The sequence below is a fragment of the Bradyrhizobium erythrophlei genome, from assembly GCF_900129505.1.
In the GTDB taxonomy this organism is placed as follows: Bacteria; Pseudomonadota; Alphaproteobacteria; order Rhizobiales; family Xanthobacteraceae; genus Bradyrhizobium; species Bradyrhizobium erythrophlei_D.
On record NZ_LT670818.1, the window covers coordinates 7,582,575 to 7,600,728 of the forward strand.

Consider the following 18,154-nt stretch of genomic DNA (forward strand, 5'->3'; position numbering starts at 1 on the left):
GTCTCTTCCGGCTTGCCTTGCTATTCGGGCTTGCTTTGCCCGTTACCGGGGTTCTGGCCGTTGATCCGCTGCTTCAGAATCGCCGAGGGCTTGAACACCATCACGCGACGCGGCGAAATCGGCACCTCGGTGCCGGTCTTCGGGTTACGGCCGATACGCTGGCCCTTCTTGCGCACCATGAACGAGCCGAACGACGATAATTTCACCGTCTCGCCCTTCTCCAGGCAGTCGGTGATCTCCTTCAGCACCAGCTCGACGAAGGCGGATGACTCCGTGCGTGACAGTCCTACCTTCTGGTAGACGGCCTCGCACAAATCGACGCGTGTAACGGTCTTCCCGGTTCCAGTCATCGCCTGCCCCGCACTCACGGCGAAAATTTATCGTCTGAAATTATGAGGTTAACGTACAATGGTCAACAGTGCTCATCAATGCAATAGCATGAAAGAACACAACAAAGTACACAGACTTTTTAAGGTTGCGCTTACCAGCGTAAAAGCGCCGAGCCCCAGGTGAAACCGCCACCCATGGCCTCCAGCAGTACCAGGTCACCCTTCTTGATGCGTCCATCGGCGACCGCGACCGACAGCGCCAGGGGAATCGACGCCGCCGAGGTATTGCCATGCAGGTCGACGGTCAGCACTACCTTTTGCGGTGCAATATGAAGCTTGTGCGCCGAAGCATCGATGATTCGCTTGTTGGCCTGGTGCGGAACGAACCAGTCGATCTCCGCGGCCGAGGTGCCGGTGGCCTTGAAGGCGTCCACGATCACGTCGGTGATCATGCCCACCGCATGCTTGAACACTTCGCGGCCTTCCATCCGCAGATACCCCACAGTCCGGGTCGAGGACGGGCCGCCATCGACATATAATTTCGACTTGTGCCGGCCGTCGGAGCGCAGATGCGTGGTCAGGATGCCGCGGTCGGAGGGTTTGCCCGGCTCGAGCTGCGCGTCCAGCACCACGGCGCCGGCGCCATCGCCGAACAGCACGCAGGTGCCGCGGTCGTTCCAGTCCAGGATCCGCGAAAACGTCTCGGCGCCGATCACCAGCGCACGCTTGAACGAGCCTGTGCGCAGGAAATTGTCCGCGGTCGCGAGCGCGAACACGAAGCCGGAGCATACTGCCTGCAGATCGAACGCTGCGCCGTGGTGGATGCCGAGTTCGTTCTGCACGGCGACCGCGGTCGCCGGAAAGGTATTGTCCGGCGTCGAGGTCGCCAGCACGATCAGGTCGATCGACTGGGCATCGACCCCGGCATTGGCCAGGGCCGCGCGCGCGGCATGCACGGCCAGATGCGAGGTGAACTCGCCTTCGGCGGCGATATGGCGCTGCCTGATGCCGGTACGCTGTACGATCCACTCGTCGGAGGTGTCGATCCGCGCCGCCAGTTCGGCATTGGTCAGGATCTGCTGCGGCAAATAGGAACCGCAGCCGAGCACAACCGAACGTAATGCAGTCACGAGACAGCCTCCTGCGCGGTCGGCGCAGATCCGGGCGCGCTGCCGTCGGGGTTGAGCATTTGGTTGATCTTGTTGAGGAGATCGTAGCGGACCATCTCATAGCCAACATCGACGGCATAGGCAAAGCCTTCGGCGTCGGTTCCGCCGTGGCTTTTGACGACGATGCCGTTTAGTCCAAGCACCACGCTGCCGTTGGATTTGCTCGGGTCGAGCTTGTCGCGCAGCGCCTTGAACGCATTCTTTGCAAAGAGATAGCCGATCCGCGAGCGCCAGGTGCGCGACATGGCGCCGCGCAGGAAGTCCGTGATCTGCCGCGCGGTGCCCTCGGCGGCCTTCAACGCGATATTGCCGCTGAAACCCTCGGCGACGATGACGTCGGCAGCCCCCTTGCCGATGCCGTCGCCCTCGACGAAGCCGATATATTCCAGCTGGGGAAGGTTCATCGCGCGCAGCAGCTCCGCCGCTTCACGAATTTCCTCGCGGCCCTTGATCTCCTCGACGCCGATATTGAGCAGGCCGACCGTGGGCCGTTCGAGATCGAACAGCACGCTCGCCATGGCGCTGCCCATCACCGCCAGCGCCACCAGGTGATGCGCATCTCCGCCGATGGTGGCGCCGAGGTCGAGCACGACCGAATCGCCGCGGGCGGTGGGCCATATCGCCGCGAGCGCCGGCCGGTCGATCCCCCGCTGCATGCGCAGGCAAAACCGCGCCATCGCCGCCAGCGCGCCGGTATTGCCGGCGGATACCGCGACGTCGGCCTCGCCCTTCTTGACCGCTTCAATGGCGAGCCACATCGACGACGATTTGCGGCCGCGGCGCAACGCCTGGCTCGGCTTTTCGTGCATGCTGACGGCGACGTCGGTATGAATGACGCGGGAGACCGCCTTCATCGCCGGATATTTGTCGAGCTGCGGGTCGATCAGCGCGCGATCGCCGAACAGCAGAAATTCGCTGTCGGGATGCCGGGTCAATGAAATCGCGGCGCCGGGAATGACCACCGATGCGCCGACATCGCCCCCCATGGCGTCAAGCGCGATTCGAACCTTCTGAGGCATGAACGTCCCGGAAACCTGATCTCTTGCGGACAAGAAGCGCTTCGGCCGCGACTACTGAAATCGCCATGGATGGCAGCGATCGGCGAAGCGCAACGCTGCACCCGGCCGGGCCGCGACAATAGCGTTTCCGCACCCCGACACAACCTCTTGACCGCGCTCTTTTGAAAAGGAGCCGAACCGGTGCGGAATCGGCACATCGGAATAAAACAAGCTAATTCAACAAATTATGCCATTTTTTGGACCCATGCCGGTATCTAGCTGTGCTGGAATGCAAGCTCCACCGCCGTGCCGGCGCGGTTCAAGGCTTTTTCGGCTTCTTCGCGCCCGATGGCTCGTCTTCGGCCTTGAGCGCTTTGAGCGCTGCAAACGGATGCGAGTCGGGATCGGCGGCCTCGACGGGGGGCTCGAATACGGCGTCCGGCCGGCGCGGATAGGGATCGACACCGAGATACAGCGCATCGGTCGCGAGCCGGCCGAGGTCGATGATGCCGTTTTCGATCGGCTCCGGCGGATCGGGAATTTCGACGTCGCCCTCAGTGGCGTCATCGACGAGAGTGGAAAGCTCGGGGATCTGCTCCGGCGGCGCGAAGATCAGGTCGATCTCCTCGTCGATGTCGTTCTCGATCGGATCCAGCGTCACCACGCAGGTTTGCCCGATCCGCGCCCGCACACGGCCGCCGATTTGGAATCGGCCGCCGCTCATGGGCGTGACATCGAGCGAGGCATTCGCCGACAGGACCTCGCGCAAGTCCCCGACCTCAGCCATTGCCACGCGTTCTGCGGGGCTCGCTTCGATATCAAGATGCAATCCGGTCTCGGGGATCTGCGCCACCGCGACGGGAACGCGCCAAGGGTCGGATTTGGACTTGTCGGGCTTGTCAATCATGCTGCTCGGTCGGTTCATTGCTGTACGCCCACGCGCGCCGGCGACGGAAACCGCCACGATGCACGCTGCACCTTCACATCGTCCAGCCCCGCCAAAGCGGACGTGGCCGCCTCGGCATAGTAAGCCAGCCGCCGCGCGTTTTCGATCTGGCCGCCGTCCAGGATATTCTTGCACAACGCCTGCGCCAGCGCCTCCCGGCTGTCGGCAATGGCCAGATCATAGGCCGCACTACGGCCGTAGAACGCCTCCCCGAAGGCCTGCATGCGTTTGGGCACGGTAAGGTCGCCGACCCCCATTTCGCGCAGATTGGCGTCCATATCCTCGCAGAAGCGGTCGAACAGCGCCTGGCACAGCGCAGCACCTCCCTCGACCGGCCGAAGCCGCCTCAACACCATCCATAAATGCAGCACCAACAGATCGAATCGGCCGTCAACCGTGTCCGGCACACCCAAGTCCCGGTAAAATAACGGTTCTCGCGCCTGCGTCACGATCATGCCATAGATGGCCTCAATGGTGCCCGGCAGGGGTATCTGGGGTTTCCTGAAGTGATTGAACGGCCAAAGCATCGTGGGTTCCGCAAACGAGCCCTTACGGCCCGCATTTGTTGCAATCCTGCTCGCTGCCCGGTACGTCAACGCCTCGCGCGATGCAAGGGGACGGGATCAGTTCCGTAAATGACCGAAACGAGCCAAAGACAGTTACGCGCGAGATTTCCGCGCGGTCCGGCCGCGCGCTGGCGCGGCCTGCGCAGCGTCGCCGCGGTCGCGCTGGTCTGCGCGGCGCTCGGCGCCTGCACCGGCGAGCAGTTCCAGAAGGGCTACATCATGCCCCCCGGCGCGCTCGAGCAAATCCCGATCGGGGCGAGCCAGGACCAGGTGCTGATCGTGATGGGAACGCCGTCCACCGTCGCCACCCTCAACGGCGAGGTGTTCTATTATATCTCGCAGCGCTCCAGTCGTCCGGTCGCCTTCATGAACCAGAGGGTGGTCGACCAGCGGGTGATCGCGATCTATTTCGACAACAATCGCCAGGTGAAGCGGCTCGCCAATTACGGGCTGCAGGACGGCAAGATCTTCGACTTCGTCAGCCGCACCACCGCGACATCGGGCCAGGAACTCAGCTACCTGACGCCGCTGTTCAAGTTGCTGAGTTTCAACTAGGTCGTTTCCAAATGCAGCGTGTATCGTTCGCATCTCTTACTTAGAGTCAGGAACGAAAGTATCTGCTACGTAGTTTCTATCGACCGAACCAAACCGAATAATAGTGTGCGTATAAATCCAGCCACCCGGCACCCTGAAACGAAATATGGTTTCATCATACTGGCCGGTGACATGATCTTTAAATACTTCTTCGTGGGTGTGGAGCTTTTGCTCGGGCATGAACGTCTTTCGAGTACCGCTGCAATAGCCACCAAAATCAACTGACTTGCGACGTTTCAAAGACAAAGCCGCGAGGCGATTGACTCGCTCACCGTTCGACTGACGGCGGTTGTCCTCTCTCCAAGAGCTATGCTCAGCATACCGCAAAAGGGACGCACCGGCAATGCAGTGATGGATGCCAATCTCCGCGCGGCACACACGCGGGAAAGACTCCTCCAATTGGTGCAAGCGTTGTCTTTTGGTGCAAGCGTTGTCTTTCGAATAGGTTTCTTGGTGGTTGATGCGGTCAACCTCAAATCGTTCCTGTGGTTGTCGCGGATGTTTCTAATCCAGTCGATTGATAAGGCGGAGGTCAGCCTGCGCGTCGCGCAGTCGGCTTTGTTCTGACCGGTAGAGAAGTGTCGACCACAAACGGCGCAGGGAAATAAAACAGGAATTCTGTCCATGATCGAGGGGATCAGCGCTGTCACACTAGGCACCCACCAAATGCCACGAGCGGTCCGATTCTACCGTGCGCTGGGTTTTGAGGTCCTGCATGGCGGCGAAGAGTCGTCCTTCACCAGCTTTCGAGCAGGGGCGAGCTATCTTAACCTCATCGCCCAGCCTGCCGAGCGGCGCTGGTTCTGGTGGGGACGCGTCATTTTCTACGTCACCGATGTTGACGCACTTTACAACCGAGCGCTCGCAGCGGGATACCAGCCAGCTACCGTGCCCCGCGATGCCGAATGGGGTGAGCGCTTTTTTCACCTGGTTGACCCCGACGGCCACGAACTCAGTTTCGCTCGGCCTTTGCTCCCGGTTTCCGTCCAATAGCATCTCGAAGCGGCCAGCCATTCCAAGGGGTGCCGGGAGAGCGTATGGTGCTCCGATTATCCGCTGAACCTGGGAGGCATTCATGCAGTTCAGGACAACCGGACTATGGTTGCTCGGCGTGATGGAGCTTCCCGCCCCCGCGACCGCACAAACCACCCCTGCTCCACCGGCAATTACCCGAACAGTGGTCGCCGCGACCAAACTGCCGACCGTCACGGACGTGCCGCTCCATTTCAAAGCGGTGAGCATCACTCTTCAGCCGGACGAGAGGAGCAGTGTCTCGGCGGCCAACGGCATCCTCTACCAGATGTCAGGATCGACTGAGGTCGCACTCAATGGCGAGGCCAAAACGCTCAAGGCCGGAGATGGGCTGTTCATCGCCGGCGGAAAGACCGCGGCGCTAACGGCGGGCAGCAGAGGGCCATCAACTTTCCTCCACTTCTTCCTTGTCCCCGCTGTGGACTTGGGTCGGCCTGTCGAAACGGCGCCTGCCGCCGCGAGAGAATTATATCGCACGGCAGATCCGATCCCCGACCTGAAGCCAGGCGGTTATGATCTCAACCTCACACGAGTCACATTTCCGGCGCAGATGCCTTCCAACCTGCCGCATCATCGGTCAGGAGCGGCTTTGTATTATATTGTCTCCGGCACCGGAGCCAACACGATCGACGGTAAGACAGAAGCAAGGGGACCAGGTTCCTTGATCTATGAACCATACGCCCTCGTGCACCAATGGGGAAACCCGGGCAACGAGCCGTTGATATTCCTGGCCTTCAACATCAATCCGGAAGGTGTTGCAGCCGTGCTTCCGGGCGCACCAGCAAACAAGCAATAGCTAACGGCGGACGGCCCACCGCATCCGGAGCGCCGTTCGAGATGAATTGGCCAATTTGAGTCATGGTGGCAACGAACGGTCGCACCGTCACCGTATTCGGCGGAACCGGATTTCTCGGACGCCGTATCGTTCGGAATCTGCGCTCTCGCGGATTTCCCGTTCGGATCGCGACAAGGCATCCGGATCGGGGGCACAGACTGTTTGGTCCTGATGATCCGCAACTTCAATCGGTAGGGGCCGATATTGGCGACGAGCGGTCAGTCGCGGATGCGCTTGCCGGCGCCTACGGCGTTGTAAATGCAGTTAGTCTTTACGTCGAGCACGGACGCGAGACATTTTATTCCGTTCACGTCGAGTCTGCCCAACGGGTAGCGGCTCGAGCACACCGTGCCGGAGTCGAACGGCTTGTTCACGTTTCGGGAATTGGCGCAGATGCCGCCTCCCAATCGCGCTACATCCGGAAGCGCGGGGAAGGCGAACTGGCGGTTCGAGCAGCGTTCCCCAATGCAATTTTCATCCGACCGGCGGTGATGTTTGGACCGGACGACGCGTTTCTTACTACTATCCTCAGGCTCCTCCGTGAGCTTCCAGTCTATCCGATGTTCGGCCGCGGCCTGACCAGACTGCAGCCGGCCTATGTAGAGGACGTTGCCGAGGCGATTGGCCGGGTCATGCAGCGAGCCGCGACGCCGTCAATGATCTTCGAGTTAGGCGGCCCGCGCGTCTACTCCTACGAGGAGTTTCTCAGAGCCGTTGCGCTCCAAGCCGGACTTGCGCCCCGACTGATTCCAATCCCATTTGCCGTTTGGAATGCATTCGCTTGGGCCTCCGAGATGTTCCCAAGTCCGCTCCTCACGCGCAATCAGGTGGAACTGATGCAAATCGACACCGTGTCATCGCCGAAGATGCCTGGATTTGCTGAGTTCGGGATCGCGCCGCACTCGGTCGAGGCAATACTGCAGAAGATGCTGTCGAATTGTGGATGAAAAAGCCTCCCCGGGTTAGTCGCTGGGAACCAGGGTATGAGCCATGGCCAACTCCCTGCATTTCTTCGCCACCGAACATTCACGTTCAGTACCCACCTGATCGAACAATAAGGCAGAACCGGTCCCAAAGGTCGGGTCTTTCAACACCGCCGCACGCGATCCATTGCGGCGCAATAGTGGGGATCCAGATTTTTTAATCGCGCCGACATACACATCGGAGCGTGATCGCCCTCTCGTGTTCATTGAAGGAACGTTGCAGCCCCCGTCAGCTTTGATGCGGTCCCCGCATCATCTTCATAGCGTCTTCGATGTGGCGCCACTCTCTGGCTTCTTCGCTGTCGCCTGTGTTCTCGCAAGCTTGGGCATTCTGGGCCGCCTGGGCGATAGCCTCGAGGCCGTGCTTCTCGAACATCTGCCGCGCGATCACGTGAACCTGTATCTCAGATATCATGTCGCTCTCCTCATATTCCACCATGCCCCCAACCGCAGAGACCGATGCCTGTCTGCGGGCCGATCCAGGTGCCGCTGAACCGGAAGTCTCGATCCTTCTGGCTCACGCAATCTTACGCCTCTCCATCAAAAAAGAGGAGAGCGGTTTGCGAGATTTTCCTCGGTGAGTGGCGGAACGCCTTGGCTGCCCGGCTAGGGGAGTTCATGAGTTGCTAATTTTTGCGGACTGACGGGCCAACCTCACAACTTGTGGCCGCTAATGGGACGGTCATGCCGTGCTCCAGTCCCACCAGCAAGCGATGCTTGTGCGGGGCACCAAAGACAACATCACGCAATGCAGTCGGCATGTCCAGGAACAGCTATGTCGCAACGCTTGTGGAGCGTCATTCGCGCTACGTGATGCTGGTCAAGGTCGCGAACAAGGATACTGAAAGTGTCGTCTCGGCGCTGATCAAACAATCACAGAGATTGCCCAGTGAACTTTACCGGTCGCTGACCTGGGACAGAGGCAAAGAGCTCGCCGATCATCAGCGCCTGACATTGGCCACCGAGGTCGCGGTCTATTTTTGTGACCCTCGGTCTCCCTGGCAGCGTGGCTCAAACGAAAACACCAACCGATTGCTGCGCCAATATCTTCCGCACGGCACCGATCTGTCCCTACATAGCCAAGCCAAACTCAGCGCAATAGCAAGGCAGCTCAATGAAAGGCCCCGAAAGACCTTGCTATATCAAACCCCAGCTGAGAAGTTTGCAGAATGTGTTGCCGCGATCAGTTGAACCCGCCGCGCAAAGCGGACATTCGCTAATCTGTCGATGACGGCTAAATGCCAACAGCGGACATGACGCACAATACGTGCATATTGCAAGCGGCGTGACCACGTCGGTTGGCTTCACTAAGTCTCGCGTCGCGGCCTGCGCACTCGCGCCGACGGCAGCATCGAAACGGACCGACAATGCGTAGCTGCCTTGCCTCCGTGAGTGCTATCGCGTCAATTCCAACAGCCGACGACAGTCCGCCGGCAGCCGCCGTTCGTTGAGGTTGGTAACGCAGAGCAATAATCCCTGCTGCCGGGGAGGTTGCATGTACCACGCCGACATCGGACGCGGGGCGAGGCCGAACTCTAGCGCGCGTGAAGCGATGTCCACGTCTGACGCGGACTTGGAAAGCAGGATCACCACTGCAAGACCGGCGGTCGCCTGCACCTTTATCGAGTTTGGCGCCATTTCTCCCAGGCAACGAAGCAGGGTCTCCCGTCGGGCGGCGTAAAGCCGCTTCATGCGGCGCAGATGGCGAAGATAGTGACCGTCTCGCAGGAATGCCGCCACAGCGCGCTGCATGCCTGCAGCCGGCGCCGGCGCCAGGGAAGCAGCGAGCTCAGCGAACCGGCGACTCAGTTCCGGCGGCACGACCATAAAACCCAGGCGCAGCGCCGGGCTGATCGTTTTGCTGAAACTGCCGATGTGCAGAACCCGGCCGCCATGATCGAGAGATGCAAGAGCCGGAGCCGCCCGTCCTTTCAGTTGCAGTTCGCTCAGGTAATCGTCCTCGATGATCCAGGTGTCGTTGCGTCGAGCCCAGGCGAGCAATGCAAGCCGCCGCGGCGGCGACATCGTCATCCCGAGCGGCGCCTGCTGGCCTGGTGTCACAACTGCCAATTTCGCTCCGGCGGCGGTCTGGACACCAGCGGCAACATCCAGTCCTTCCGCATCGACCGGGACAGCTGTCAAAGCCAAGCCAGCCAGGCCGAGTGCGGTGCGCGTGAGCGGAAAGCCTGGATCCTCGATCCACGCTCCCATCCTTCCAAGCTGAAGCCCTCGGATTGCCAGACCGAGCGCACCGGAGAATCCACCTGTTATGAGCACCTGAGAGGGATTGCACCGAAGGCCGCGGGCCAGCCCTAAGTAAGCCGCGATCTCCTTCCGCAACTCCGGATCGCCACGCGGATCCGGATACGTCACCGGCGCCGCCGCAGCCCGCCGGGTCTCACGAGTCAGGATGCGTGACCACAGCTTGAACGGGAAGGCGTCTTGAGCGGGCACGCCCATCTGAAATGGCAGCGGCGCGTGTCCGAACTCGTAGAAGAGGTCCGGCAGAAGCGGAGCTTCCGGCGAACAATCAGGTATTGAGGATCGGGATTGCCGTTCGGCTACACGAGTTCCTGCCGGGCCAAGACCAATCGCGAATTGCTCCGCGATGAGACGCTCGTAAGCCACACGCACGGTGCCGCGGGAGACGCCGAGTTGAGCGGCGAGATCCTGCCAGGAGGGTAACCGCGCGCCCGAGGCGAGCCGTCCGTTCTCAATGCCCTCTCGGATCGCCGAATAAATCTGGGCAGCCAGCGGAGTCCTTCTGGCACGATCGAGTTGGATGCGGAGGGCAGCCATCGCGCGATGGTACAGCCAAAATCGCCGATCTTGGTACTGTTTTATGATCAGGCGCAACGCATCTGTTCGCCAACACCAGCGACCGGAGCGATCCCGTTCCATCGGGCTTAATGGGAACCCGGTCAATGCAGACAGCGCAGATCGCAGAAACGGAGACAGGAGTTCGACAATGGCTGGCATTTTGTGAATAGCCGGCGCGCCCACGCTCCCTGCAACACTTCCACCAAAGAGACAAATGACCGAGGAGATCATTCCCATGAAGGCGATCGTTGTAACGGAACAGGCTGCGGGGACGGCCGGGATGAAACTGGTGGAGCGGCCGGAGCCGCAGGCAGCGATAAACGACGTCGTCGTTGAGGTTCATGCGTCGGGATTCGTTCCGACTGAGCTGGTGTGGCCCTCGACCTGGACCGATCGCCTCGACCGCGATCGAACACCGTCGATCCCTGGGCACGAGCTGGCCGGAGTAGTCACCGCTCTCGGCTACGGCACGACAGGGCTGTCGGTGGGACAGCGAGTGTTCGGCCTCGCCGACTGGTATCGTGACGGCACCCTGGCGGAGTATGTAGCCATGGAGGCACGCAACCTCGCGCCGCTCCCGGGCGACGTCGACTTCACGGTGGGCGCGAGTCTGCCAATCTCGGGCCTCACCGCTTGGCAAGGACTGTTCCAACACGGCCGCCTTCAGGCGGGGCAGAGCGTCCTCGTGCACGGTGCGGCCGGCGCCGTCGGTTCGGTGGTGACGCAGCTCGCACGAGAGTTCGGCGCCCATGTCATCGGCACCGGACGCGCCGCCGACCGTCAGACGGTGCTCGACTTCGGCGCGAAGGAGTTCGTCGACCTCGACAACGAGGCCCTGGAAGACGTCGGCGGTGTCGATCTGGTGCTCGATGGCATCGGCGGCGACATCGGGAAGCGGTCCGCAGGCCTGATTCGAGCCGGAGGAACGCTGGTGTCCATCGTCGGGCCGGCCGAGGCACGGCCCGCCGACGGCCACGCGGTCGACTTCGTGGTCGAGTCCGATCGTGCCCAACTGACTGAGATCGTGCAGCGGGTGCGGGACGGACGACTGCGGACGAACATCGGCATCGTCTCGACGCTCGACGATGCCGTCGCCGCCTTAAACCCGACCGAGCGACGCAGGGGAAAGACGATCATCCGCATTCGTCCCTGAGCGACGCACAAGCGCCTGGTGGCCGGACTGCCCGAGGAAGACCCGCGCCGCCGTCGCCGACCGCATTGCGCACGCTCAAGCGCGAGAGAGAAATACCGGGAGTGTCGCAAGGACCCGCTCGACCAATCAAACACGTAGGAGTCACCGATGTCGTTTCGCTTCATCACCAAGTCTATCCACGCCTACCTAATCGATTATCCCGTCGCGATCGTCTTGATCGCAGCGCCGTTCGCGCTGAAGCTCGGCCAGAGCGGACCGGTCGCAATGTGGCTTTCGGTTGCTGTCGGTGTCGCGGCGCTACTTTTGGCTGCCCTGACCGACCATCCCACCGGGCTCGTCCGCATCATTCCCTACTGGCTGCACCTGTGGGTCGATCGCGCCGTCGGGGTAGTGTTTGTCATCGCCCCATTTGCCCTCAAATTCTTCGGGCTCGACGCCTGGTACTACTGGGTCCTCGCTGCCGCTGTCCTGCTCACGACGTCAGTCTTTAACGCGCCTGAGCAACCAGTCGCGATGCGTTTGGGATTGGACAGGCGCACAGCGGGCTGAAGGCGGCGACGGCCTCGTCGAGGGTCGTTCATCGAGTAACGCCGAGAGCAACCATTTCAACCAACACGAACAGGAGCCCCCTAATGTCCGACAGCTTTCCACTCCCAACTAAACCGGAAGGCGTTATCCCGTCTCTGCTCAAGCGATTTAACTCCGGAAAGATCGAGGCAATGATGGCCTTGTACGCCCCGGAGGCGGTATTCGTCGCGAACGACGGGCGAACCATCACTGATCGCGCCGAGTTCACGGCCATACTCGAGCACGATATCAAGCTCGGCCTGCCGCTGAAGGCAAATGTGCGCCATGTGTTCGTCGGCGGCGACACCGCCCAGATTGTGGTGGACTGGTCAATTGACGGAACAGGTCCTGACGGCAAGGTCGTGCACATGCACGGCACAGCGAGCGACGTCATGCGGCGCGGCGCGGATGGGTTCTGGCGGTACATTATCGACAATAATCAAGGCACGGCGGTGCGACATCCCGGCTCCTGAGGGGTTAGGTCGTGAGCAGCGCGTCCCTGATCCTCATTGACGGCGGCCTGGCGCTCTCCGAGCCTAAGGCCGTCGGAGCGCGGGGCAGCACCAAGGTGCTCGCCGCGTCGAGCCTGGGCAGCTGCCTCGTGTTCGTCAGCAGCGCCGTCGTCACGGTCGCGCTCGCAGCGATTGGCCGAGACATGCGCCTGTCGCCGCTCGACCTGCAGTGGGTGATGAACGCCGAGCTCCTGCCGCTCGCGGCCCTGACCTTGGTCGCCGGCGCTCTGGGTGATCGGTTCGGACAGAAGCGGATCTTCCTCGCGGGGATCGCTCTCTGTGGCCTGGGCGCGACTGCGATTGGTTTCGCGCCGAGTTTCGCCCCGCTCATCGTCGGCCGGTTCCTGCAAGGCTTGGGCGAAGCCTTGATCCTGCCCAGCGGCCTTTCCGTGCTCGGGCAGGCCTTTCCCGCCGACAAGAAAGCCCGTGCGGTCGGCATCTGGTCCGCCGCCGCGGCTGTCGCCAGCGGCGTCGCGCCCGCGATCGCGGGCGCGATCCTCGATCACGGGTCTTGGCGGACGACCTTTCTGATGCTCCTGCCCGTAGTCGCCGGCGCGCTGGCCGTCGGCACCGTGTGGATACCCAACGACTCCCCGACGAGCCACGCCCGGGTCGACGTCGGTGGCGCGGTCTTTTCGACAGCCGGGCTCGGCGGGCTGGGTGCGGGGCTGACCAGCCTGACCAACGGTTCCGGTGCGAACCTTTGGGTGCTCGTCACTCTGATCGTTGGTCTGGGCAGCTTATCCGGCCTCATCGTGACCGAAAGGCGATTAGGCGACAACGCCATGCTGCCCCCGTCGCTCTTCGCCTCGCGGTCGGTCGTCGGCGCGAACCTGTTCACTGCACTCCTCTACGGAGCCTTCACGGTCATGCTAACCTTGATCCCGTTCGTGATGATCCGGGGGGCGCACCTGCCGACGCTGGTGGCGGGCCTGGCCTTCATTCCCCTGCAAGTGCTGATTGCGGTCGTCTCGCCGCTCGCCGGCATGCTCTGCCGCCGGTTCGGCCGGCGCTTGCCATTGTTCGCTGGCGGCGCCGTCGTCGCCTTGGGATGCGCCATGACGCTCACTGTCGGTTCGAACGCGACCTATTGGGCGGACATCTTCCGCCCTATCCTGTTGCTGTCGTTGGGCATGAGCCTGGCGATCGCACCGTTGACGACCCTCGTCCTCACCTCCGTCGAGTCCAATCGCGCCGGAACAGCGTCTGGTGTCAACAGCGCGGTCTCACGCGCCGGGTCTCTCTTCGCCATCGCCCTGCTCGGCGGCGTCCTGCAGCAGGGCGGTCCTCAACTGTTCTCAGGGTTCCACATGGCGCTGGCTGTCGCCGCGGTTGCGTGCGTTCTCGCCACGCTCGCGGTGTTCATCATCGAGCCGGGGCCCCACGTCGACTTCATCCCGCGAGACTGACCCGTTCGGTGTCCGTAATCAGCAGGCCGGCAAGAATTACGGTGACAGTGCACTGGAATTACGGTGACAGTGCACTCAATAGCCAGTCACGCGTTCGCAGACATCCTGCCGGAATTGCGCGCGCGTCATGTCACCCCCACCCGTTGGCTTGATCCGCGGCTGCGGGCTCCCGGGCGCCCCCTGCGGATTTGCGCGTAAAATCTAATTTCTCCAGCCGGATCAAGCTGTTTCTATCTGTCCAGTCCCTTCTGAAAAAATATTCTGGTTTTCCGAAGTCGCAAATCGCCTTATACCCGCCGCCGTCCACCCCACTCGAGGGGCGTATCGCGATCGTCACGGACGCGGGGCTGGATGCGATGGCCGCAAGCGGCGCTTCTGACGAGAGCGCTTTGCTTGCGGACGGCAAAATCGTGTGGTCCTGACGCCTCGACGCCGGCGTCAAGTTTGCGGGAAGCGATTTTCGCAAGCGACGGTGACAAAAAAGCCCGATCGCCGGGGAGAGCTCGACATAAGCCGTAAAACCATTGCGTGCGGGGATGCCGGGTGATTTCCGGTGCGACCGCTGTGAATACTCGTGTGCATCTTGCACTACCCACTTCGCACACGAGGCTGCGGGTGCACTGGGCACCCGGCATTCCCCACGCCCTCTTTTGGGGGCGGAAGATTCACTCAAAGCTTCGGGCGCAATCCGCGCCGCGAGAAGTTAAACGCATGTCTGGAAACCGTCATTGCGAGGGCAGCGACTTGTCCGCCGTAGCTCGAAGAGCGAAGGCGGAAGCAATCCAACTTTCTTGCTTTTGCGCGATGGATTGCTTCGTCGCTCCTCGCAATGACGTGGAAACACCATCGCGTCTCGAAAACAAAAACCCCGCGGCTCGCGCCGCGGGGTTTTTGCCTTGGATCGTATCGGGCCTCAGTGCGCCAGGATCGCCAGCAGCAGCAGCGCCACGATGTTGGTGATCTTGATCATCGGATTGACGGCCGGGCCCGCCGTATCCTTGTAGGGATCGCCGACGGTGTCGCCGGTGACCGCGGCCTTGTGGGCGTCGGAGCCCTTGCCGCCAAAATGGCCGTCCTCGATGTACTTCTTGGCATTATCCCAGGCGCCGCCGCCCGAGGTCATGGAGATCGCCACGAACAGGCCGGTCACGATCACGCCGAGCAGCATGGCGCCGACGGCCGAGAACGCCGCCGACTTGCCCGCCGCGCCGCCGCCCGCGATCGTATAGATCACGAAGTAGACGACGATCGGCGACAGCACCGGCAGCAGCGACGGGATGATCATTTCCTTGATCGCCGCCTTGGTCAGGAGGTCGACCGCCTTGCCGTAGTCGGGCTTGTCGGTGCCCTGCATGATGCCGGGCTTTTCGCGGAACTGGCGCCGCACTTCCTCGACGATGGCGCCGGCCGCGCGGCCGACCGCCGTCATGCCCATCGCGCCGAACAGATACGGCAAGAGGCCGCCGAACAAGAGGCCGACCACGACGTAGGGGTTGTTCAGCGAGAAGTCGGGCAGCACGCCCTGGAAGTACGGAAACTTCGCAGCGTTGCCGATGAAGTATTTGAGGTCTTCATTGTACGCCGCGAACAGCACCAGCGCGCCGAGACCGGCCGAGCCAATCGCGTAGCCTTTTGTCACAGCCTTGGTGGTGTTGCCGACGGCGTCGAGCGCGTCGGTGGCCTTGCGGACTTCCTTGGGCAGACCGGCCATTTCGGCAATGCCGCCGGCATTGTCGGTGACCGGGCCGAAGGCGTCGAGCGCCACGACCATGCCGGCCAGAGCCAGCATCGTGGCGGTGGCGATCGCGATGCCGAACAGGCCGGCAAGGCTGTAGGTGACGAGGATGCCGGCGATGATGACGAGCGCAGGCAGCGCGGTCGATTCCATCGAGATCGCAAGGCCCTGGATCACGTTGGTGCCGTGGCCGGTAACGGACGCGGCAGCGATCGACTTCACCGGACGATATTCGGTGCCGGTGTAGTATTCGGTGATCCAGATGATCAACCCGGTGACGGCGAGGCCGACGACGCCGCACTCGAACAGCGCCATGCCGGTGAACTTCACGCCCTCCAGCGGACCGAAACCGATCAGCCAGTTGATGACGCCGGCCACGCCGACCAGCGACAGGACGCCGGTGGCGATCAGGCCCTTGTACAGCGCGCCCATGATCGACTGGCTGGCGCCGAGCTTGACGAAGAAGGTGCCGATGATCGAGGTGATGATGCAGACGCCGCCGATGGCGAGCGGCAAGGTCATCATGTTCACCAGCAGCGGCGAGGTCGCGAAGAAGATCGCGGCCAGCACCATGGTGGCGACCGCGGTCACCGCATAGGTCTCGAACAGGTCGGCGGCCATGCCGGCGCAGTCACCGACATTGTCGCCGACATTGTCGGCGATGGTGGCGGGGTTGCGCGGATCGTCCTCGGGAATGCCGGCTTCGACCTTGCCGACCAGGTCGCCGCCGACGTCGGCGCCCTTGGTGAAGATGCCGCCGCCGAGACGGGCGAAGATCGAGATCAGGGAGGCGCCGAAGCCAAGCGCCACCATCGCGTCGACGACGGTGCGGCTGTTGGCGGCAAGACCCATGAAGTGCGTGAGGTAGGCGAAGTAGATCGTCACGCCGAGCAGCGCGAGACCGGCCACCAGCATGCCGGTGATGGCGCCCGCCTTGAACGCGAGTTCAAGTCCGCCGGCCAGCGAGGTCGTCGCGGCCTGTGCGGTGCGGACGTTGGCGCGCACCGAGACGTTCATGCCGATGAAGCCCGCGGCACCCGACAGGATCGCGCCGACGGCGAAGCCGACCGCCACCAGGATGCCGAGGAAATACGCCAAGAGCGCAAAGATCACGATACCGACCATGCCGATGGTCGTGTACTGGCGCCGCAGATAGGCCTGCGCGCCTTCGCGAACCGCCGCCGCGATCTCCTGCATCCGCGGATTGCCGGCGTCCGATTTCATCACGGAGGCCGTCGCCCAGATGGCGTAAACGATGGAAAGCGCTCCGCAGAGCACGATCACCCATAATGCTGTCATTGAATCTGCCTCAGATTGTTTCACCCCACGCCATTCACCGCGGGAGCGGCGGGCGCATCAAAAGAAGGCCTTCCCTGCCCAAAGGGTGACCTTAAATCGGCGGGACCATGCCAAAATCGTATGCCGGGCGCAACGCCACGAAGGTCCAAAGACGCCGATTTCGGCAGGTATTTGCGGGCGAACCTGCGAGCTTTTGGTGAAATGCCTAGAAATGGCTGTAGGACAGGCGCTGCAGCGGCACCTCCCTGCCCTGCGCGTCCAGGAACCGCGGGGCCGACCTGCCCGCCATGATGGTTCCGATCGAGGTCACCGTCACCCCGGCAGCACCTGCGTCCCGGGCGAAGCCCTCGAATCGTTTCTCGGGGATCGCGCACAAGATCTCGTAGTCGTCGCCGGCGGAAACCAGGGTTCCGATATCCACGATGCCGCGCGCGAGCAAGGCCGCCGCCGGCGCGGACAAGGGAATGCCCGGCGCGTCGATTACCGCCGAGGTGCCGGAGGCCGCGCAGAGCTTGGCGAGATCGCCGGCGAGCCCGTCGGAGACATCCATCGACGCGCTGGCGTGATCGCGAATGGCCCGCGCCAGCGCGTTGCGCGGCTGCGGCACGCGGTAGCGTGCGACCAGCATGTCCCTCGCCGCAGCGTTGTCGGCGAGCGCCGCGGCGGCCTTGCCGCCCTTGAGGATATCGAGGCCGAGCGTGGCGTCGCCGATCGTCCCCGTCACCACCACGCGGTCGCCGGGTTGCGCGCCGAAGCGATGGACCATCTTGCCCGAGGGGATGCGCCCGAACGCCGCGATCGAAATCATCAGCGGGCCCGGCGTGGAAACCGTATCCCCGCCGAGCAGCGGACAGCCATAATGCGCCGCGTCCTCGCCGAGGCCGCGCGCAAACGGCGCGAGCCAGGCATCGTCGGCCTTGCGCAGCGCCAGGGTCAGCATAAAGCCGGCCGGGGTGGCGCCCTTGGCGGCGAGATCGGACAGGTTCACCCGCAGCGCCTTGCGCGCGATGGTGTCGGGCGGATCGTCGGGCAGGAAATGCACGCCTTCGACGATGGCGTCCGTCTTCACCACGATGTCCTCGCCCGACGCACTCAGGATCGCCGCATCGTCAACGAGGCCGAACGCGCCGGGATCGGTCGCCAGCGGCTTGAAATACCGCGCGATCAGCGCGTCTTCGCCGGATGGGTCTGCACCGGGGGCGGCCAT

At 62.6% G+C, this 18,154-nt stretch carries 19 protein-coding genes and 1 pseudogene; 10 read left to right on the top strand and 10 right to left on the bottom strand.

Features of this window, described 5'->3' with window-relative positions; all coding sequences use genetic code 11:
- Window positions 1-20: 20 nt before the first annotated feature.
- The 5 genes from B5525_RS35535 to B5525_RS35555 form a co-directional block, all read right to left on the bottom strand.
- Complete coding sequence (locus tag B5525_RS35535; protein ID WP_079570562.1) at window positions 21-350, bottom strand: integration host factor subunit alpha; 330 nt, start codon at window positions 348-350, stop codon at window positions 21-23.
- 131 nt (window positions 351-481) lie between these two features.
- Window positions 482-1,459: a beta-ketoacyl-ACP synthase III gene (locus tag B5525_RS35540; RefSeq protein WP_079570563.1), complete on the bottom strand. Its 978-nt coding sequence runs from the start codon at window positions 1,457-1,459 to the stop codon at window positions 482-484.
- Window positions 1,456-2,517, bottom strand: a complete 1,062-nt coding sequence (gene plsX, locus B5525_RS35545) for a phosphate acyltransferase PlsX (RefSeq protein WP_079570565.1) — start codon at window positions 2,515-2,517, stop codon at window positions 1,456-1,458. The genes B5525_RS35540 and plsX overlap by 4 nt, the downstream gene beginning before the upstream one ends.
- Window positions 2,518-2,815: 298 nt before the next feature.
- Window positions 2,816-3,403 (bottom strand): YceD family protein, encoded by a 588-nt coding sequence (locus tag B5525_RS35550; RefSeq protein ID WP_244567701.1) that lies wholly within the window; start codon window positions 3,401-3,403, stop codon window positions 2,816-2,818.
- Window positions 3,404-3,417: 14 nt separating this feature from the next.
- Window positions 3,418-3,969, bottom strand: a complete 552-nt coding sequence (locus B5525_RS35555; protein ID WP_079570568.1) for a ubiquinol-cytochrome C chaperone family protein — start codon at window positions 3,967-3,969, stop codon at window positions 3,418-3,420.
- A gap of 108 nt (window positions 3,970-4,077) precedes the next feature.
- On the opposite strand from B5525_RS35555, the gene B5525_RS35560 reads away from it, so the two are divergent.
- A complete protein-coding gene (locus B5525_RS35560; protein ID WP_079570570.1) occupies window positions 4,078-4,563 on the top strand; it encodes an outer membrane protein assembly factor BamE in 486 nt (161 codons plus the stop codon).
- A gap of 36 nt (window positions 4,564-4,599) precedes the next feature.
- Here the strand turns inward: B5525_RS35560 and B5525_RS44910 are convergent, their stop codons facing one another.
- Window positions 4,600-4,782 carry a hypothetical protein gene (locus B5525_RS44910; protein ID WP_154073648.1) on the bottom strand — a complete coding sequence of 61 codons (183 nt, stop codon included), beginning with the start codon at window positions 4,780-4,782 and terminating at the stop codon, window positions 4,600-4,602.
- 171 nt (window positions 4,783-4,953) lie between these two features.
- Between B5525_RS44910 and B5525_RS48060 the strand changes: the two genes are divergently transcribed.
- From B5525_RS48060 to B5525_RS35580, 4 genes are all read left to right on the top strand, one after another.
- Window positions 4,954-5,169, top strand: coding sequence for a hypothetical protein (locus B5525_RS48060; protein ID WP_154073649.1), 216 nt, complete (start codon window positions 4,954-4,956; stop codon window positions 5,167-5,169).
- A gap of 57 nt (window positions 5,170-5,226) precedes the next feature.
- Window positions 5,227-5,595, top strand: a complete 369-nt coding sequence (locus B5525_RS35570) for a VOC family protein (RefSeq protein WP_079570573.1) — start codon at window positions 5,227-5,229, stop codon at window positions 5,593-5,595.
- An 82-nt stretch (window positions 5,596-5,677) separates the two neighbouring features.
- Window positions 5,678-6,430, top strand: coding sequence for a cupin domain-containing protein (locus B5525_RS35575; protein WP_079570574.1), 753 nt, complete (start codon window positions 5,678-5,680; stop codon window positions 6,428-6,430).
- A gap of 62 nt (window positions 6,431-6,492) precedes the next feature.
- Window positions 6,493-7,416 carry a complex I NDUFA9 subunit family protein gene (locus B5525_RS35580; protein WP_079570576.1) on the top strand — a complete coding sequence of 308 codons (924 nt, stop codon included), beginning with the start codon at window positions 6,493-6,495 and terminating at the stop codon, window positions 7,414-7,416.
- Window positions 7,417-7,681: 265 nt separating this feature from the next.
- Here the strand turns inward: B5525_RS35580 and B5525_RS35585 are convergent, their stop codons facing one another.
- Window positions 7,682-7,867 carry a hypothetical protein gene (locus B5525_RS35585; RefSeq protein WP_154073650.1) on the bottom strand — a complete coding sequence of 62 codons (186 nt, stop codon included), beginning with the start codon at window positions 7,865-7,867 and terminating at the stop codon, window positions 7,682-7,684.
- 347 nt (window positions 7,868-8,214) lie between these two features.
- Here B5525_RS35585 and B5525_RS35590 point away from each other — a divergent pair.
- Window positions 8,215-8,643: pseudogene (locus tag B5525_RS35590) on the top strand (IS30 family transposase); the annotation flags it as partial.
- Between the two features lie 204 nt (window positions 8,644-8,847).
- Here B5525_RS35590 and B5525_RS35595 read toward each other — a convergent pair.
- On the bottom strand, window positions 8,848-10,251 hold the full coding sequence (locus B5525_RS35595; protein ID WP_079570577.1) for a PLP-dependent aminotransferase family protein: 1,404 nt from the start codon (window positions 10,249-10,251) through the stop codon (window positions 8,848-8,850).
- A gap of 256 nt (window positions 10,252-10,507) precedes the next feature.
- On the opposite strand from B5525_RS35595, the gene B5525_RS35600 reads away from it, so the two are divergent.
- From B5525_RS35600 to B5525_RS35615, 4 genes are all read left to right on the top strand, one after another.
- The gene (locus B5525_RS35600) at window positions 10,508-11,425 is read left to right on the top strand and encodes an NADP-dependent oxidoreductase (RefSeq protein ID WP_079574235.1); all 918 of its coding nucleotides are present in this window, start codon (window positions 10,508-10,510) and stop codon (window positions 11,423-11,425) included.
- 147 nt (window positions 11,426-11,572) lie between these two features.
- Window positions 11,573-11,974, top strand: a complete 402-nt coding sequence (locus tag B5525_RS35605; protein WP_079570579.1) for an SPW repeat domain-containing protein — start codon at window positions 11,573-11,575, stop codon at window positions 11,972-11,974.
- Between the two features lie 83 nt (window positions 11,975-12,057).
- Complete coding sequence (locus tag B5525_RS35610) at window positions 12,058-12,465, top strand: YybH family protein (RefSeq protein WP_079570580.1); 408 nt, start codon at window positions 12,058-12,060, stop codon at window positions 12,463-12,465.
- Between the two features lie 11 nt (window positions 12,466-12,476).
- Window positions 12,477-13,913 (top strand): MFS transporter, encoded by a 1,437-nt coding sequence (locus B5525_RS35615; protein WP_079570582.1) that lies wholly within the window; start codon window positions 12,477-12,479, stop codon window positions 13,911-13,913.
- 913 nt (window positions 13,914-14,826) lie between these two features.
- Here the strand turns inward: B5525_RS35615 and B5525_RS35625 are convergent.
- On the bottom strand, window positions 14,827-16,947 hold the full coding sequence (locus tag B5525_RS35625) for a sodium-translocating pyrophosphatase (protein ID WP_079570585.1): 2,121 nt from the start codon (window positions 16,945-16,947) through the stop codon (window positions 14,827-14,829).
- 205 nt (window positions 16,948-17,152) lie between these two features.
- Window positions 17,153-18,154 carry a thiamine-phosphate kinase gene (thiL, locus tag B5525_RS35630; protein ID WP_079570587.1) on the bottom strand — a complete coding sequence of 334 codons (1,002 nt, stop codon included), beginning with the start codon at window positions 18,152-18,154 and terminating at the stop codon, window positions 17,153-17,155.

What these genes read in the sequence shown, in the direction of transcription:
- B5525_RS35535 (WP_079570562.1), bottom strand. Translation starts at nt 350, where the DNA reads ATGACTGGAACCGGGAAGACCGTTACACGCGTCGATTTGTGCGAGGCC.
- plsX (WP_079570565.1), bottom strand. Translation starts at nt 2,517, where the DNA reads ATGCCTCAGAAGGTTCGAATCGCGCTTGACGCCATGGGGGGCGATGTC.
- B5525_RS35550 (WP_244567701.1), bottom strand. Translation starts at nt 3,403, where the DNA reads ATGATTGACAAGCCCGACAAGTCCAAATCCGACCCTTGGCGCGTTCCC.
- B5525_RS35555 (WP_079570568.1), bottom strand. Translation starts at nt 3,969, where the DNA reads ATGCTTTGGCCGTTCAATCACTTCAGGAAACCCCAGATACCCCTGCCG.
- B5525_RS35560 (WP_079570570.1), top strand. Translation starts at nt 4,078, where the DNA reads ATGACCGAAACGAGCCAAAGACAGTTACGCGCGAGATTTCCGCGCGGT.
- B5525_RS44910 (WP_154073648.1), bottom strand. Translation starts at nt 4,782, where the DNA reads ATGCCCGAGCAAAAGCTCCACACCCACGAAGAAGTATTTAAAGATCAT.
- B5525_RS48060 (WP_154073649.1), top strand. Translation starts at nt 4,954, where the DNA reads ATGGATGCCAATCTCCGCGCGGCACACACGCGGGAAAGACTCCTCCAA.
- B5525_RS35570 (WP_079570573.1), top strand. Translation starts at nt 5,227, where the DNA reads ATGATCGAGGGGATCAGCGCTGTCACACTAGGCACCCACCAAATGCCA.
- B5525_RS35575 (WP_079570574.1), top strand. Translation starts at nt 5,678, where the DNA reads ATGCAGTTCAGGACAACCGGACTATGGTTGCTCGGCGTGATGGAGCTT.
- B5525_RS35580 (WP_079570576.1), top strand. Translation starts at nt 6,493, where the DNA reads ATGGTGGCAACGAACGGTCGCACCGTCACCGTATTCGGCGGAACCGGA.
- B5525_RS35585 (WP_154073650.1), bottom strand. Translation starts at nt 7,867, where the DNA reads ATGATATCTGAGATACAGGTTCACGTGATCGCGCGGCAGATGTTCGAG.
- B5525_RS35595 (WP_079570577.1), bottom strand. Translation starts at nt 10,251, where the DNA reads ATGGCTGCCCTCCGCATCCAACTCGATCGTGCCAGAAGGACTCCGCTG.
- B5525_RS35600 (WP_079574235.1), top strand. Translation starts at nt 10,508, where the DNA reads ATGAAGGCGATCGTTGTAACGGAACAGGCTGCGGGGACGGCCGGGATG.
- B5525_RS35605 (WP_079570579.1), top strand. Translation starts at nt 11,573, where the DNA reads ATGTCGTTTCGCTTCATCACCAAGTCTATCCACGCCTACCTAATCGAT.
- B5525_RS35610 (WP_079570580.1), top strand. Translation starts at nt 12,058, where the DNA reads ATGTCCGACAGCTTTCCACTCCCAACTAAACCGGAAGGCGTTATCCCG.
- B5525_RS35625 (WP_079570585.1), bottom strand. Translation starts at nt 16,947, where the DNA reads ATGACAGCATTATGGGTGATCGTGCTCTGCGGAGCGCTTTCCATCGTT.
- thiL (WP_079570587.1), bottom strand. Translation starts at nt 18,154, where the DNA reads ATGGCCGCCCCCGGTGCAGACCCATCCGGCGAAGACGCGCTGATCGCG.